The sequence below is a fragment of the Nocardia sp. Root136 genome, from assembly GCF_001427185.1.
Classification (GTDB): Bacteria; Actinomycetota; Actinomycetes; order Mycobacteriales; family Mycobacteriaceae; genus Nocardia; species Nocardia salmonicida.
This window is the reverse complement of record NZ_LMFE01000011.1, coordinates 162,787-177,829: the sequence shown is the minus strand read 5'-3', so window position 1 is coordinate 177,829 and position 15,043 is coordinate 162,787. Positions and strand designations below refer to the sequence as shown.

General features: G+C 66.2%; 15 protein-coding genes. 6 read left to right on the top strand and 9 right to left on the bottom strand.

Annotation, left to right across the window (positions count from 1 at the left end; all coding sequences use genetic code 11):
- Positions 1 to 85: 85 nt before the first annotated feature.
- Together ASD42_RS28505 and ASD42_RS28500 are read right to left on the bottom strand one after the other, a co-directional pair.
- Positions 86 to 865, bottom strand: coding sequence for a decaprenylphospho-beta-D-erythro-pentofuranosid-2-ulose 2-reductase (locus ASD42_RS28505; RefSeq protein ID WP_056822241.1), 780 nt, complete (start codon positions 863 to 865; stop codon positions 86 to 88).
- Positions 862 to 2,289, bottom strand: a complete 1,428-nt coding sequence (locus ASD42_RS28500; RefSeq protein ID WP_056822239.1) for an FAD-binding oxidoreductase — start codon at positions 2,287 to 2,289, stop codon at positions 862 to 864. Before ASD42_RS28500 ends, ASD42_RS28505 begins: the two co-directional genes overlap by 4 nt.
- A gap of 15 nt (positions 2,290 to 2,304) precedes the next feature.
- Here ASD42_RS28500 and ASD42_RS28495 point away from each other — a divergent pair, with 15 nt between their 5' ends.
- Positions 2,305 to 2,802 carry a GtrA family protein gene (locus ASD42_RS28495; RefSeq protein ID WP_084787348.1) on the top strand — a complete coding sequence of 166 codons (498 nt, stop codon included), beginning with the start codon at positions 2,305 to 2,307 and terminating at the stop codon, positions 2,800 to 2,802.
- 1 nt (position 2,803) lies between these two features.
- Here ASD42_RS28495 and ASD42_RS28490 read toward each other — a convergent pair whose 3' ends face one another.
- The 3 genes from ASD42_RS28490 to ASD42_RS28480 all read right to left on the bottom strand — a co-directional run bounded on the left by ASD42_RS28490 (position 2,804) and on the right by ASD42_RS28480 (position 6,384).
- Positions 2,804 to 3,427 (bottom strand): pyridoxamine 5'-phosphate oxidase family protein, encoded by a 624-nt coding sequence (locus ASD42_RS28490; protein WP_056822236.1) that lies wholly within the window; start codon positions 3,425 to 3,427, stop codon positions 2,804 to 2,806.
- A gap of 168 nt (positions 3,428 to 3,595) precedes the next feature.
- Entirely contained in the window at positions 3,596 to 5,770 is a 2,175-nt protein-coding gene (locus ASD42_RS28485; protein WP_056822232.1) for a molybdopterin oxidoreductase family protein, read from the bottom strand.
- 107 nt (positions 5,771 to 5,877) lie between these two features.
- Positions 5,878 to 6,384: a hypothetical protein gene (locus ASD42_RS28480; protein WP_056822229.1), complete on the bottom strand. Its 507-nt coding sequence runs from the start codon at positions 6,382 to 6,384 to the stop codon at positions 5,878 to 5,880.
- A 194-nt stretch (positions 6,385 to 6,578) separates the two neighbouring features.
- Here ASD42_RS28480 and ASD42_RS28475 point away from each other — a divergent pair, with 194 nt between their 5' ends.
- Together ASD42_RS28475 and ASD42_RS28470 are read left to right on the top strand one after the other, a co-directional pair.
- Positions 6,579 to 7,163, top strand: a complete 585-nt coding sequence (locus ASD42_RS28475; protein ID WP_056822226.1) for a DUF4282 domain-containing protein — start codon at positions 6,579 to 6,581, stop codon at positions 7,161 to 7,163.
- A gap of 123 nt (positions 7,164 to 7,286) precedes the next feature.
- Positions 7,287 to 8,132, top strand: a complete 846-nt coding sequence (locus ASD42_RS28470) for a helix-turn-helix domain-containing protein (protein WP_056822223.1) — start codon at positions 7,287 to 7,289, stop codon at positions 8,130 to 8,132.
- Here ASD42_RS28470 and ASD42_RS28465 read toward each other — a convergent pair.
- Positions 8,116 to 8,535 (bottom strand): MarR family transcriptional regulator, encoded by a 420-nt coding sequence (locus ASD42_RS28465; protein WP_056822221.1) that lies wholly within the window; start codon positions 8,533 to 8,535, stop codon positions 8,116 to 8,118. The genes ASD42_RS28470 and ASD42_RS28465 overlap by 17 nt on opposite strands.
- A gap of 85 nt (positions 8,536 to 8,620) precedes the next feature.
- On the opposite strand from ASD42_RS28465, the gene ASD42_RS28460 reads away from it, so the two are divergent.
- Entirely contained in the window at positions 8,621 to 10,099 is a 1,479-nt protein-coding gene (locus tag ASD42_RS28460; RefSeq protein ID WP_056822219.1) for an MFS transporter, read from the top strand.
- Positions 10,100 to 10,160: 61 nt separating this feature from the next.
- Here ASD42_RS28460 and ASD42_RS28455 read toward each other — a convergent pair whose 3' ends face one another.
- Positions 10,161 to 10,712, bottom strand: a complete 552-nt coding sequence (locus ASD42_RS28455; RefSeq protein WP_056822216.1) for a dTDP-4-dehydrorhamnose 3,5-epimerase family protein — start codon at positions 10,710 to 10,712, stop codon at positions 10,161 to 10,163.
- 3 nt (positions 10,713 to 10,715) lie between these two features.
- Positions 10,716 to 11,588 carry a glucose-1-phosphate thymidylyltransferase RfbA gene (gene rfbA / locus ASD42_RS28450; RefSeq protein WP_056822215.1) on the bottom strand — a complete coding sequence of 291 codons (873 nt, stop codon included), beginning with the start codon at positions 11,586 to 11,588 and terminating at the stop codon, positions 10,716 to 10,718.
- A gap of 244 nt (positions 11,589 to 11,832) precedes the next feature.
- On the opposite strand from rfbA, the gene ASD42_RS28445 reads away from it, so the two are divergent.
- The gene (locus ASD42_RS28445) at positions 11,833 to 12,876 is read left to right on the top strand and encodes an alpha/beta hydrolase (protein WP_084504584.1); all 1,044 of its coding nucleotides are present in this window, start codon (positions 11,833 to 11,835) and stop codon (positions 12,874 to 12,876) included.
- A 120-nt stretch (positions 12,877 to 12,996) separates the two neighbouring features.
- On the opposite strand, the gene ASD42_RS28440 is transcribed toward ASD42_RS28445, so the two are convergent.
- Positions 12,997 to 13,701, bottom strand: coding sequence for a hypothetical protein (locus tag ASD42_RS28440; RefSeq protein ID WP_056822212.1), 705 nt, complete (start codon positions 13,699 to 13,701; stop codon positions 12,997 to 12,999).
- A 325-nt stretch (positions 13,702 to 14,026) separates the two neighbouring features.
- Here ASD42_RS28440 and rfbB point away from each other — a divergent pair, with 325 nt between their 5' ends.
- Entirely contained in the window at positions 14,027 to 15,028 is a 1,002-nt protein-coding gene (gene rfbB, locus ASD42_RS28435; protein ID WP_056822210.1) for a dTDP-glucose 4,6-dehydratase, read from the top strand.
- The last annotated feature ends 15 nt before the right edge of the window (positions 15,029 to 15,043 follow it).

Genomic DNA, 15,043 nt, shown 5'->3' with positions numbered 1-15,043 from the left:
CCACGGTCCGGGCCAGCCTAGTGGAGCCCCAACGCAGAACTGCCGCACCATCCGGGGATGATGCGGCAGTCCGAAACGCGGTCGATCAGATCGGGAGCTTGCGGAAGATCGGGCGCGGCACGTGGCGCAGGGCCGACATCAGGAAGCGGGCCTCGCCGGGGGCCCAGACGATCTCGGTGCCCTTCTCCGAGGCCGCGACGGCGAGCTTGGCGACGTCTTCCGGGTCGACGGTGAGCGGGGCTTCCTTGGAGCCGGTGGCTTCCCAGTGGGCCTTGGTCGCCGAGGTGCGTACCTGCATCGGGCGGATGACGGTGACGCGAGGGCCGAAGGGGCGCAACGCTTCGCCGAGGCCGAGGTAGAAGCCGTCCAGGCCCGCCTTGGTGGAGCCGTAGACGAAGTTGGAGCGGCGAACGCGCTCACCGGCCACCGAGGACATCACGATGATCCGGCCGTGGCCCTGTGCCTTGAACTTGTCGCCGACCAGCACGCCCACCGAGACACCGGCGGTGTAGTTGATGCCGACGGTCATGACCGCCTTGCGCTGGTTCTGCCACAGCTCCTCGGCATCGCCGAGCACACCGAACGCCACGATCGCGACATCGACGTCACCCGCGGCGAACGCCGAATCGACGACCTTCGGGTGCGAGTCGGTGTCGAGCGCGTCGAAGTCGATGACGTCGACCTGCGTCGCGCCGGCGGCCTTCAGCGTGGTGACGGCGTTCTCGAGCAGCGGATCGCCGGGCAGGTTCGCCAGGATGACCCGGGCCGGGCTCTTGCGCAGGTACTCGGCGCAGATCGCGAGACCGATCTCGGAGGTGCCACCGAAGAGCAGGATGGTCTGCGGGTTGCCAACTGCGTTGATCACTGGAGCTCCAGCCTCCTGGCCATATCGGACATGAACACGCCATTCGGGTCGACGCTGCGGCGGACCTTGATCCACTCGTCGATCCGCGGGTACATCTTGTGGAACGCCTCGGCGGAAGTGCGCGAGTCCTTCGCGGTGTACAGCCGCCCGCCGAACTCCATCACGCGCCGGTCCAGATCGGTGACCAGCTCGTTGAGGCCCTTCTTGATCGGGAAGTCGACGCAGATGTTCCAGCCCGGCATCGGGAAGCTCAAGGGAGCCTGGTTGCCCGGACCGAACAGCTTGAACACATTCAGCGCCGAGTAGTGCCCGGACGCCTGGATGTCGATGATGATCCGCTTGAATTCCTCGACGGCCTCGGTCGGCACCACGAACTGGTACTGCAGAAAGCCGTTGGAGCCGTAGCCGCGGTTCCACTCCGAGATCATGTCGAGCGGGTGGTAGAACTGCGTCAGATTCTGCACCTTGCCGGTGTAGTTCCCGCCCATGGCGTAGTACGCCTCACCGACGGCCGACAGCGTCAGCTTGTTCATGGTGAAGTTCGGGAAGATATCCGGCACCGTCATCAAGTGGGGCGCGTCGAACGCGAGCGGCTTCTTCTGCAGCTTCTTGGGCAGCTCGTCGAGCTTGGCGAGGCGGCCTCGGGTGATCGTGCTGCGACCGAGCTTGGGCAGCGGACTGATCACGTCGAACCACGCGCTCGAGTAGGTGTAGTCCGCTTCGCTGCCGTCGCTGTGTGCCGCGATCGTCTCGTCCAGCGTCGAGGTCTTGACGCCGTCGTTGAGGAAGTACGCGGTCTCGGTGGGCGCCATCTCGATGGTGGCGCGCAGGATGATGCCGGTCAGGCCGTTGCCGCCGACAGTCGCCCAGAACAGCTCGGCGTCCTCGGTCGGCGAGATCGTGCGCACCGCGCCGTCGGCGGTGAGCAGGTCGATCGAGCGGACGTGGTTGCCGAAGCTGCCCTCGCTGTGGTGGTTCTTGCCGTGGATATCGGAGGCGATGGCGCCGCCGATGGTCACCTGGCGAGTACCGGGTAGCACGGGCACCCACAGGCCGAACGGCAGCGCGGCCTTCATCAGCTGGTCCAGGCTCACACCGCCGTCCACCTCGACCATGCGCGAATCGCGGTCGATGCGGTGGATGCGGTTGAGCGCGGGCATGTCGATGACGAGCCCGCCCGCGTTCTGGGCGTGATCGCCGTAAGAGCGGCCTAGGCCACGCGCGATCACGCCGCGTCGCAGATGCGCCGGCTTCGAGTCGTTGTCCTGCGCCACCATGCTCACGGCCTTGGCGATCAGTTCCGGATCGCTGGTCGAGAGCACTTCGGCGGAGGTGGGTGCGGTGCGACCCCAACCGGTGAGCTTGCGGGTGCGCGTGGGTAGCGCGAACGCGTCATCGTTGGTGGTCGAAATGTTCTCAGACATCGGCTAAGAGGCTACATGCATGGCGCGAGGAGCGACCGGTCTCGTAGTCTTCCTCACGTGCAAGCCCAACCGCATCTGCCGCTGCCCGCCGAAATTCCCCTGGTCGACGAGCCAGGCGGGACCGATGTAGACCTCAAGACGCAGATCGTGCGGTTCACGCTGACCGGTGGTTTGTCGGCTGTCGTCGACTTCGGCCTGCTCGCCCTGCTGTCGAACGTGCTCGGTTTGCCGGAGGTTCTCGCCAAGGCGATCAGCTTCATCGCGGGCACGACCACCGCGTACCTGATCAATCGGCGCTGGACGTTCAACGCCGAGCCGAGCAGGGCGCGGTTCCTCGCGGTGGTCGCGCTGTACGCGGTGACCTTCGCCGTGCAGGTGGGGATCTACGCGGCGATGTACTTCGCGCTGGCCGACGAGTGGTGGCGTCAGCCGCTCGCGTTCGTCGTCGCGCAGGGCACCGCAACGGTCATCAACTTCGTGGTGCAGCGTGCGGTGATCTTCAAGATCAAATAAGTCAGCCCGCTTTGGCCTCGACATGCTGTCGGCCCGCCTTGACGCCGAAGTAGTCGCCACCCTTGGCGCGCACGTTGTCGGTACCCCATTCGCGCTGATCCCGCGCGACCGGCACCATCTGCGGAATGTGTTTGCGGCAGTGGATGTAGGCCTCCTCGACATCGACGACGACCCACACCTGCGAGGTTTTCCCCCGCTCGGCAGGTGGCAGGTCGGTGACGGTGCCGCGCAGCTCGCTGTCGGCGACCATGCGGGCTTTCCCGTTGATGTGCAGGCCGATGAGATCGCGAACGAAGTCGATCATCAGGATCCCGACGTGCGGGTTCTCGAGGATATTGCCCAGGCTGGCCATCACCCCGTTACCTCGATACTCGGGGTACGCAATCGTGCGATCGTCGATCACGTGCAGAAATCCGGGCGGCCCCGCCCGGAAGCTGGAGTCACATTCCCCGTGTGAATCGGCGGTGGCGATGAAGGCCATGTCCATGCGGGCGACGAAATCCACCATTGTGGGGTTCAGGTAGTCGATCACCTGGTCGTCGTAGAAACGCTCGGCCCTGTCCGAGGTTCCCAACGTGTCCTGTAGCTCGTGTTCTCCGTCGCTGCCGACGAATTTTTCGGGCATCGGGCCCCCTCTGCTAGCCGTACCGGTTGATGCGGGCCTCTAGACGAAACCCCCGCTGTGACCGCAATCTCACCCAGTCTAGGGGACTCTCACTGTCGGTGGGGCGTCTCCATTGTTGCGAATGGGATGAAAGCCGAGTTTGCGCAACAGTTTCCAGGCCGGGACCGATCAGGCCGGACCTACCGTCACCGGCACTCCGTTGAACACAGCGGTGCCGGAAACCGCATCGACCACCGAATCATCGGTCAGCACATTGGCATTCACCCCGGCGTGCGCCAGCGCGACCGACTGGGTGGTGCTCGCGCCGTGGCCCCAGCCGTGCGGCAGGCTCACCACGCCGGGCATGATCGTCGGCGTCAGCTCCACTTGCACCGTCAACGAGCCGGCCGCCGAGGTGATCTCGGCCTGTTCGCCGAGACCGAGACGGGTCGCGTCGTCGGGGTGTACCTGCAGCGTGCAGCGGTTGGAGCCGCCGACCAGGCCCGAGATGTTGTGCATCCAGCTGTTGTTGGAGCGCAGCTGGCGTCGTCCGATCAGCACCATCGCGGGCGCGGTGCTCGCCAGTCCGGCCCGCAGGCGCGTCACGTCCGCCAGCAGTTGTGGCGGGGCCAGCTCGACCCTCTTCGACGCGGTGCGCAGGATGCCGGGCAGCCGCGGCCGCAGCGGGCCGAGGTCGATGCCGTGCGGGTTGTCGAGCAGGGTTTTCAGGCTCAGTTCACCACCGTTCCAGGCACCGTACGGGCCGAGCTTGAGCATCAGATCGAGGCGCTGCTCGGTGGTGTTCGCGCCGGTCAGCTCCTCGCGGCGTTCGTTCATGTCGGCCTTGTGCAGCGTGCCCGCGATGACGAGTTCGTCGATCATCGCGATCGGGCTCGCCGCTCCCGTTCCGGTATGGGGCTGACCGCTCACCGCGGCCGCGAGGCGGGCCACCACCGCCGATTCCGACGGCCTGTCGCCCAGGGGAACCACCGGCGGTGAGTAGCGCGCGTAGTTGCGCACCGCGAACTGCAGCAGCGCGAAATCGAAGTGCGGCGACTGCACCGAGCGTGGCGGCGGCAGGATCACATTCGCGTGTCTGGTGGTTTCGTTGACGTAGCGATCGACGCTGACCATGAACTCCAGCCCGGCCAGACCCTTGTCCAGTCGCGCACCGCTCGGCGCGGAGAGCACGGGGTTGCCCGCGACCGTCACCAGCGCCTTGATCTGCCCCTCGCCCGGGGTTTCGATCTCGTCGGCCAGTGTGGCGACGGGCAGTTCGCCCATCGACTCCGGCAGCTCGCGAACGCGGCTGGTCCAGCGGCCCAGCCGGAACGGCTTGGATCGCTGCACTCCGCCCGCCGCCGCGTCGGCGAACATGGCGCCGCCGGGGGAGTCGAGGTTGCCGGTGAGGGTGTTGACGGCGTCGACCAGCCACTGGGTGAGCGTGCCGAACTCCGCGGTGCAGGTGCCGATCCGCGCGTACACAGCTGACGTGGGCGCGGCGGCGAGTTCGCGGGTCAGTACGCGGATCGTGTCGGCGGAGATGCCGGTGCGCTCGGCCACCGCTTCGGGCGGGAACTCGAGCGCGGCAGCGCGCAGTTCGTCGAGCCCGGCGACGTCGACGCGCACGTCCGTGAGACCTTCCTCGAACAGCGTGTGCACCACCCCGAACAGCAGATAGGCATCGGCGCCCGGCCGGATGAACAGGTGCTGGTCGGCGAGCGCGGCGGTTCTGGTCTCGCGCGGATCGACCACGACCAGCTTGCCCCCGCGAGCCCGCAACGCCTTGAGCCGGCCGGGAAAATCGGGCGCGGTGCACAGTGACCCGTTGGACTCGAGCGGGTTGGCGCCGAGCATCAGCAGGAAATCGGTGCGGTCGAGATCGGGGACCGGGACCTTGAGCGGGTCGCCGAACATGAGCCCGGCCGCGACCTGTTTCGGCATCTGATCGGCCGAACTCGCGGTGTAGACGTGGCGGGTGCTCAACGCGCGGATGAGCGCGGGCAGATAGAGGGCGCCCGCGACGGTGTGCGCGTTGGGATTGCCCAGGTACATGGCGGACGAGCCGCGGGGGATCTCGGCAAAGGCGGCCGCGATCAGGTCGAACGCCTCGTCCCAGCCCGCGGCGCGGAATCCGTCACCGTCGCGGATCAGCGGGGTGGTGACCAGGTCGGGATCGTTGTCGAGTTGGCCGAAGCTGGCGCCCTTGGGGCACAGGAAGCCCTTGCTGAACGGGTCGTCGCGATCACCGCGTACCGACAACACCCGGTCGGCGTCGTCGAGAGTGAGCGTGAGACCGCAGACGGCCTCACACAGCGGACAGGTACGCAGAGCGGTCCGAGAAGACAGCGAACGAGAAGCCATATCTCATGCTTACGCCCACCGGGGTGGGCGATGGCCGGAAACGCCGAAAACCCGCGAGCTGCGACGTCGGGGAGGCGTCGCGGATCGCGGGTTCGGGCTGGTTCAGGTCAGCTGGCCAGAGTCAGCGCGGTGCGCTTGCCTGTCTGCTTGGTGCCGGACTGCTTGCGCGCCATCGCCGAGCGCACGGCCGCACCGAGGGCGACGACCGGCGGGATCCAGCGAGCCTCGGTGGGAGCGACACTCCAGGAGGCGCTGCCAGCGGCCAGCTGGGTCGGCGGCAGCGGGATGCTCGCACCGTCGGTGTGCACGATGACGCCGGCCTCACGCATGGCCTCGATCGCCATGGCGGCCTTGCGGACTCCGGTGACCAGGTGGATCTCACGACGCTCCTGGCCCGGGATCTCGATCACGGGGCCGGACAGGTTGTTGGCGCGCAGGAAGCGGCGGACATCGCCCGCGATCTCACCGGTGATCTCGATGGCCGAGACCTCGTCATCGGTGATCAAGCACAGACCATTGGTGGTTTCAGCGACCGTCCATCCACGCGCGGTGTACTCCTGCGCGGCGGCACCTTTGTCGGCGGCCGTAGTGGTGGTCGGAAACGTCGTGCGCACTGTGTGTTCTCCATTCCCCGAAGAGCTCTGTTCCTGCGTTCATGGGCGTATCGGCGCGGGGTAGTCCACTTGTTACGCCGTTACCGAAAAATATTCGAGAGTGTCTGCTTCGTCTCAGTTCGGTAACCTTCGCTATCGCAGGTATGGCGCCGCCCGGGTTGGCGTAGGGGCCGAAAGCGGGCAGGATTCGGACTATGACCGAAGCGCCTGGCACCCCCGAGTCGAACGACGAGGATGCCGAGGAGTTCGAAGCCGAATCGCGTTGGCTCTCTTGGAAAGAGAGCGACGGAAAGCGTCCGGCTCGTCCCGCCGAGGGTACGTATGAGGCAGACCTGGCACGCGACGCGGGGTTCGAAGAGCCCTTCCGCACTACCGGTTCGGCCAAACAGTGGGCTGCCGAAGCGGGCCGTTCCCTGCTCGACGTGCAGTTCCGCAGGCCCGCGACCAGGACATTGCTGCCGCTCGCCTACGTTCTCGGCGTCGTTTCCTTCGGCATCGGCGTGCCGATCGCGCTCACGGTGCTGATGTGGAGGGCCTCGGCGCTGCTGGGGGTGCTCGCCGCGCTCGTCGCCGTGCCGCTGGGGCTCACCATCGCGGCCTCGGTGCGCCTGATGCTCGAATTCGCCGACAACGCGGCCCGGCTGGCAGGCCGCGTCGAGCACATCAGCGAACTGGCCGATGGCCTGTTCCAGGCCCTGTCCGATGTCGCCGAGCCGGTGAACCAGCTCTCCGAAGATGTTCGAGCAGTGCAGTTCTGGCGGTTCCGCAAGAAAAAGTAGGTCTTGCGCAGTGTCCGATTCATTGTGAAACAATCCGTACGCAGATCCGACGATATGTCGGCCGCGTAGGGCGGTCTCCGAAAGTTCTGTCCGGAGACCGGAGTTCGGATACAGGGGGGAAGTATGGCTTCACCACAGGGCGTCACGGGTTCCACGATGCCGCGCAGGCAGTTGGGCAGGCACTTACGTGACCTGCGCAATCGTGCGCGGATGACAACGAGAACCGCGGCGGCGCAACTGGAGTGGTCGGAAGCGAAGATCTGGCGGATCGAAACGGGGCAGACGTCGTTGCGCAGCCTCGACGTCGAGGCCATGTGCAAGGTGTACGGCGCGCCGGCCGATCTGGTCGAACCACTGGCCGCCCTGGCTCGCGAAACCAAGGCACGGGGTTGGTGGACGAGCTACGGCGATGTGATCGCGGAGGGCTTCGAGGTCTACATCGGCCTCGAGGAAGCCGCGTCGGGGCTGGCACTCTACGAGGACGGCCTGATCCCGGCACTGCTGCAGACCCAGGACTACGCGAAAGCGCTGTTCGAGCAGACGATTCCGGACCTGACCGAGGCAGAGCTCGAGCGCAGGCTGCGGGTGCTCGCCGCCAGGCAGGCCCTGGTCACCAGGGCCGATGCCCCGTTGCGGCTGGACGTGGTGCTGGCCGAGTCGGTGCTCACCCGCTTCATCGGTGACGAGCGCGTGCGCGCGGGCCAGCTCGCGCGATTGCGGGAGCTGGCCGAGCGCGACACGGTGGGCATCCAGGTGGTTCCCGGCGATTCTGGCTATCACGCCGGTCTCGAATCCGGCCGGTTCGTGATCCTGGATTTCGGGGTCGACGATTCGGTGGATCGACCGGAGCCGCCGGTGGTCTACGTGGAAACCTTCGCGGGCAGCAGCTATCTGGACAAACCGGCCGAATGCGACCGCTACCGGCGGGCGTTCACCGACATCACCGTGGCGGCTACGGGCACGCTGTAGGGCTGTCCCACGAACCGGCGAGCACCGAACGGTGGGTGGGCAGGGCGCGGTCGTAGACCGCCCTGCCCTTGTCGGTGAGTTGGACGAAGATGGCGCGACGGTCGAGATCGCACATGCTCCGCTCGACCAGTCCGTCGCGTTCCAGTCTGGCCACCGCGCGCGACAGCGCGCTCTGGCTCAGGTAGATGTCCTGGGCCAGTTCCGTCATGCGGTACTTCTGACACGCCGCGTCGACCAGTCGGTCCAGCGTTTCGAATTCGCTGAGGCCGATCTCGTGGTCCCTTTGGAGCGCCTTCTCCAGGGCGCAACTCACGGCGGCATGCCTGCCGAGTAGTTCGCGCCACTGACCGACCAGCTCGGTGGGCGCTTCAGTGCGCCGAGCTGACGTTGCGGCCGGGTTCATGGCCCCATCTTAGTGGTGCGTGCCTGTTCATGCAACGGCATTTTATGTGTTGGAAATTAATGCACACGCATGTAATGTCCTCCGCATGACTTCGCCAGCAACGCTTTCGGCCGCAGATCAGGCGACCGATCCCACCAGGTGGCCCCTCCGGCTCTGGGGCATGCTGATCACTCTGTGCATCGTTCTCTTCCTCGACGGGCTCGACGTCTCGATGATCGGCGTCGCGCTGCCGTCCATCGGCGCCGAACTCGATCTGTCCACCTCCACCCTGCAATGGCTCGTCAGCGGCTACATCCTCGGCTACGGCGGCCTGCTGCTGCTGGGCGGACGCACCGCCGACCTGCTCGGACGCCGCAAGGTCTTCCTCATCGCACTCGCGGTGTTCGCCGTCGCATCACTGGTCGGCGGCCTGGTGAGCGACCCCGCTCTGCTGATCGCCACCCGTTTCGTCAAGGGCCTGGCCGCCGCGTTCACCGCGCCGACCGGTCTGTCGATCATCACCACCACCTTCGCCGAAGGAAAAGCGCGCAACAAGGCGCTGTCGATCTACACCGTCTTCGGTGCGGGCGGCTACTCCATGGGTCTGCTGTTCGGTGGCCTGATGACCGGCGTCGGCTGGCGCTGGACCTTCCTGCTGCCCGTCCCGATCGCCGTCGCCGCGCTGATCGCCGCGTTCGCGCTAGTGCCCAAGGACGGTAAGGCCGAAGAGGGCGGACACGATCTACTCGGTGCGCTCCTGTCGACGGCGGGCATGTTGTTGCTGGTCTACACCGTGGTCACCGCGCCGGAAGTCGGATGGGCCTCGGGCCGCACCATCGGTTCGTTCCTCGCCGTGATCGCCCTGTTCGCCGCGTTCGTCGTCACCGAGCAGCGCGTGAAGCACCCGCTGGTTCGCCTCGGCATCCTGCGCAAGGCCTCGCTCGTGCGAGCCAGCCTGGCCATCATCGCGGTCGCCGGTTCGTACTTCTCCTGGCAGTTCATCGTGACCCTGTACATGCAGGACACCCTGGAATGGTCGGCGCTGAAGCTGGCGATGGCCCTGCTGCCGGTGGGCATCCTGGTCGTCGGGTCGGCGTTCTTCTCCGAGAAGCTGATCGACCGTTTCGGCACCGGGCCGGTCATCGCGGTCACCATGAGCGTGATGGCGATCGGCTACCTGCTGTTCCTGCGGATCGACACGGCACCCGGCTACTTCACCGTGCTGCTGCCCGCGATCCTGTTGATCGGCATCGGCTGGGTCGGTTTCCCGGCGATCAATGTGCAGGCCACCAGCGGTATCGACGACGACGAACAGGGTCTCGCGGCAGGCGTGCTGCAGACCTCCATGCAGGTCGGCGCGGCCATCGTGCTCGCGGTGACCACCGCCATCGTCACCTCCGGCGGGCACGGAACGAGTGCCACTCCGCAACAGATGCTCGACACCTACCGGCCGGGCCTCGAGTTCGCGGCGGGCGTCACCATCGTCGGCGCGCTGGTCGCACTGACGGTGTTCCTGCCCAGGTTCCGCAAGCCCGCCCAGGACGCACCGGTCGTCGAGGCGAAGGTTCTCGAACCGGTCGCCTGATCGGATAACGCTGAACGGCACCACCCTCGCGCGGGTGGTGCCGTTCAGCGTTTCACGTGAATCAGTCGGAAAACTTCGGCGCTGCTTCGTCTTTCGCCGAGCGAACGTAGGTCAGCGGGCGGCCGTCGCGGCCCTCGGTCGGCCAGGCGATAGCGAGGCGCGGATCGAAAGCGTCCATGTCCCTGTCGAATTCGGGGGAGTACTCGAGCGAGCAGAGGTAGGTCACCGTCGAGCGGTTCTCCAGCGAGAGGATGGCATGGCCGAGGCCCTCGGACAGGAACACCGAGCGGCGCGACACGTCATCGAGCAACACACTGTCCCACCGGCCGTAGGTCGGCGAGCCGGGTCGCAGGTCGACCACCACGTCCAGGAACGCACCGCGTACGCAGGTCACATACTTGGCCTGACCCGGGGGATCGTCGGTGTAATGGATCCCGCGCAGCACGCCGGCCGCCGAGACGGAGGTGTTCACCTGGTGCAGTTCGAACGGGCGCCCGGTGGCCTTCTCGAACTCCGAGGCCTTGAACGACTCACAGAACATGCCGCGGTCGTCGCCGAGCAGACGCGGGGTCACCACCCAGGCACCGGGGATCGCCAGTTCACGAAACTCCATGCGTTACCAGTCTTTTCCGCGGTCGATCAGATCCAGCAGGTAGCGGCCGTAGCCCGAGCGAACCATCGGTTCGGCGAGCTTGCACAGCTGTTCGTCGGAGATCAGGCCGCGCCGCCACGCCACTTCTTCCGGCACGCCGATCTTGAGGCCCTGACGTTCCTCGATGGTGCGCACGTAATTGGCGGCATCGAGCAGGGAGTCGAAGGTGCCGGTGTCGAGCCAGGCGGTGCCGCGCGCCAGCACGTCGACGCTGAGCCGGTTCTGCTCGAGGTAGGCGCGGTTGATGTCGGTGATCTCGTACTCCCCGCGCGCCGACGGGCGTAGCTCGCGGGCGATCTCGACCACGTCGTTGTCGTAGAAGTAGAGGCCGGGGATGGCGTAGTTCGAGCGCGGGACCTTCGGCTTCTCCTCGATGGAGACCGCGCGGCCGTGATCGAACTCCACCACGCCGTAGGCGGTGGGATCCTTCACCCAGTAGGCGAACACCGCGCCGCCGTCGATGTCGTGGAAGCGTTCCAGGCTGGCGCCGAGACCGGGTCCGTGGAAGATGTTGTCGCCGAGGACCAGCGCCGCGGGTTCGGTGCCGATGTGGTCGGCCCCGAGTACGAAGGCCCGTGCGAGGCCGTCGGGTTCGGGCTGCACCACATAGCTGATCGCGACGCCGAACTGACTACCGTCGCCCAGTAATCGGGAAAACGCGTCGGCGTCCTCCGGCGTGGTGATCACCAGAATGTCGTCGATCCCTGCCAGCATGAGGGTGGACAGCGGGTAGTAGACCATGGGTTTGTCGTAGACCGGGACGAGCTGCTTGCTCACCCCGCGCGTGATCGGGTGCAACCGTGAGCCGGTGCCGCCCGCCAAGATGATTCCGCGCATAGGTGGCAAGTCTGCCAGTTCCCTCCTCCCCGGAGACGGGGAGGTTCCGACACGTCGTCGAATTGGTCACGAACGTTTGATGGCCGGGTGTGTCGGGCGATAACTGAGACAGACATGGCGCTCATCTGATTATGTGAGCTCCGATGTGTGAAACATCACTGTGTTAGATGTCAGCGCCGACATCCGATCCGGGGGGTTACGCCTTGATCAGGGGTCGACGCGCCAGCTGTGAGGTAGGTGCGCGATGGTAACCACGAAGATCACCGGCGTGATGGGTGGGCTCGCGCCCGTGGCCCCGATCGGCACCACGAGTAGGCCGGAGCCGGGCATCATCGTCAACTCCGGCCGGATCAGCACCTCCTCGCGGGTCCTGATGGGCGCCTGCCTCGGCCTGATCGGACCGCTGCTGCGCACCGTGCCGATCAACCGGGCCACCATTCCGGTCGGCGCCGTCGCGGTCGACCTGTTGTCGCGGTTGCGGCCCGAACCCCACGGCATCGAACGCGAGCAGATCCAGCTCAGCGATTTCAAGATGGAGATGGTGCGGCCCGCGGGCGGCTCGCGCGCGCTGCGCCACGGCGCGGTGCTGTACATGCACGGCGGCGGATTCGCGGTCTGCGGGTTGCAGACGCATCGCGCGATCGCGGCTGGACTGGCCAGGCGCACCGGACTGCCCGTACTCAATGTCGAATACCGGCAGCTGCCCGGCTCGATCGACGCGGCGATCGACGACTGCGTGCTCGCATACCGCTGGCTGCTTCGCCACGGCGCCGATCCGGCGCGCATCGTGTTCGCCGGTGATTCGGCGGGTGGGTTCCTGACCTTCGCCACCGCGATCCGCTCCCGCGAGATCGGCCTGCCGCTGCCCGCCGCCCTCGTCGGCCTCAGTCCGCTGCTCGATCTGGATTACCGGGCCAAAGAGGGGTACGTCAATGTCAACCGGGATGCCTACCTTCCGCTGAAAGGGCTCGAGGCGGTTGTCCACCTCGGCGCCGAGCACGAAGGTCCGCTCGATCCAGCGCTGTCGCCGGTCAACGCCGACCTGGCGGGAATGCCGCCGGTCCTGCTCATCGCGGCCGAGGACGAACTGCTGCGCTACGACTGTGAACTGATGGCCCAGCGGCTCACCGCCGCGGGCGTGCCGAACACGCTGGAGCTGTGGCGTGGGCAGGTGCACGCGTTCATGAGCATCCTGCCGAGCATGCCGGAGAGTCGTTCGGCGCTGGGGCGGGTGGCGAAGTTCGTCCGCGGCGCGGTGGAACCGGCCCAGCGGGCCCGCACGGCCTGAGAACGGCTCGGGCGGTTCTGATCACGGTCGGCCGACCGAGCCACCCTCGGTAGACAAAGAAGCGGCCCCCGCTCGGATTTCTCCGGGCCGGGGCCGCTTTCCTTCTGTCCTACGGCGAAATTACTTGGCCGGGGGGGTGAAGGGCTGGCTGATGGTGGTGAAGTACTGGATCGCGGCACCGATCGCGAACGGAGCGGTCACGAAGATCTGGCCAGCCAGAACGCCGAGAGCGCCGATAGCGGTGGCGCCCATGACGCACCCCGCGACCGCACCGGGCAGCGCGCCCAGGATCGGCAGCAGGATGGCCGAGGGGGCCGCGAGGGTGATCGCGCCGAGCGCGCAACCGACGGCCGCGCCGCCGAGGCCACCGACCAGGGTGCCGATGGTGGCGCCCATGGAGATGGTGGAGGTCATACGCGACCAGGCAGCCTGCTCACGCTCGTACTCGGTCTTCCACGGCGCCTGGTTCTCGTAGGGCAGCGCAACCGGCTTGTACACGGCCTTGGCCATGTCCAGCTCGGGGGTCAGAGTGGCGGCGTTGCCCGAGATCTGCGCGGCGATCGGGAACTCGAACTCGTCGATCTTGAAGGACAGCGGGAGGCCCGCGACGGTGGTGCCGTTGGCAGCCTTGATCTTGAAGGCGCCATCTTCGACGACCATCGAGCCGGCGTCGGTGGTGATGACGGCCTGGGAGTCGTTGACAAACTCCGCGGTGTAGTTGATTGCGGCGGCCTCTTCGACCGGCGCAGCGTTGACAGTGCCGGCGGTGACGCCCATGGCAGCGATCAGCAGCGCCGACGTGGCGGCGAATTTCCTCATCAGCATTTTTGTTGAACCTCAAGTTTGGAGCGTGCGGAGGGGACGTGTAGATCAAAAGCTCCCGCAGCTAACCAGAGGTGAACCCGCTGTGACTGTTAGTTCAAGTTTTGTTCACCATTGATACCCCGATGCCGGTGCGCTGATAGAAACCTGAGCGTTGACCGGGGTTTTTCTCAGTAAAACCAACTCCTGGTCTTAACCTACCTGCAGGTAGTATGACATAGATCACAGTGCAAATAAAGGCCGAGTCACAGGTCAGAGACGTTCCAGCAACGCATAACGGCGGCCCTTTCGTCACGAGGGCTCTCGGAATGCCCGTATCGTTGTCCGAGTGCGAGTGCTCGTAACCGGCGGGGCCGGGTTCATCGGTGCGAATTTCGTCCAGCAGACCGTGGCCACGCGCCCGGATGTCCAAGTGACCGTGCTCGACGCGCTCACTTACGCGGGCAACCGGGCGTCGCTGGATCCGGTAGCGGATCGGATCGAATTCGTGCACGGCGATATCGCCGACCTCGATCTGGTCGACAATCTGGTCAGCGGGGTGGACGCGGTCGTGCATTTCGCCGCCGAATCCCACAACGACAACTCCCTGGCCGAGCCGTGGCCGTTCGTGCAGACCAATATCGTCGGCACCTACTCGCTGCTGCAAGCCGTGCGGCGCCACGATGTGCGCTACCACCACATCTCCACCGACGAGGTGTACGGCGATCTCACCCCCGACGAGCCGGGTTTCACCGAATCCACCGCCTACAACCCGTCGAGCCCGTATTCGGCCACCAAGGCGGGTAGCGACATGCTGGTACGCGCCTGGACCAGGTCTTTCGGTATCCGCGCCACCCTGTCGAACTGCTCGAACAACTACGGCCCGTACCAGCATGTGGAGAAATTCATCCCCCGCCAGATCACCAATCTGATCGACGGGGTGCGCCCGCGCCTCTACGGCGCAGGTCATCAGGTCCGCGACTGGATTCACGTCGAGGACCACAACCGCGCGGTCTGGGACATTCTCGAGCGCGGCCGCACGGGTCGGACATATCTGATCGGGGCGCAGGGCGAACTCGATAACCTCACTGTCGTCCAGCTCATCCTGCAGGCTTTCGATCGTGAGCCCACCGATTTCGATCATGTGACGGATCGTCCAGGCCACGACCAGCGCTACGCCATCGACGCGAGCCTGCTGCGCGAGGAACTGGGCTGGTCACCGCGCTACGCGGACTTCCGGGCCGGGCTGGCCGACACCGTCGCCTGGTACCGCGACAACGAGAACTGGTGGCGATCGAAAAAGGCCGATACCGAACGCGCCTACGCGGCCGCGGGCGAAAAGACGCTGTAAACCCCCACCGTCGTC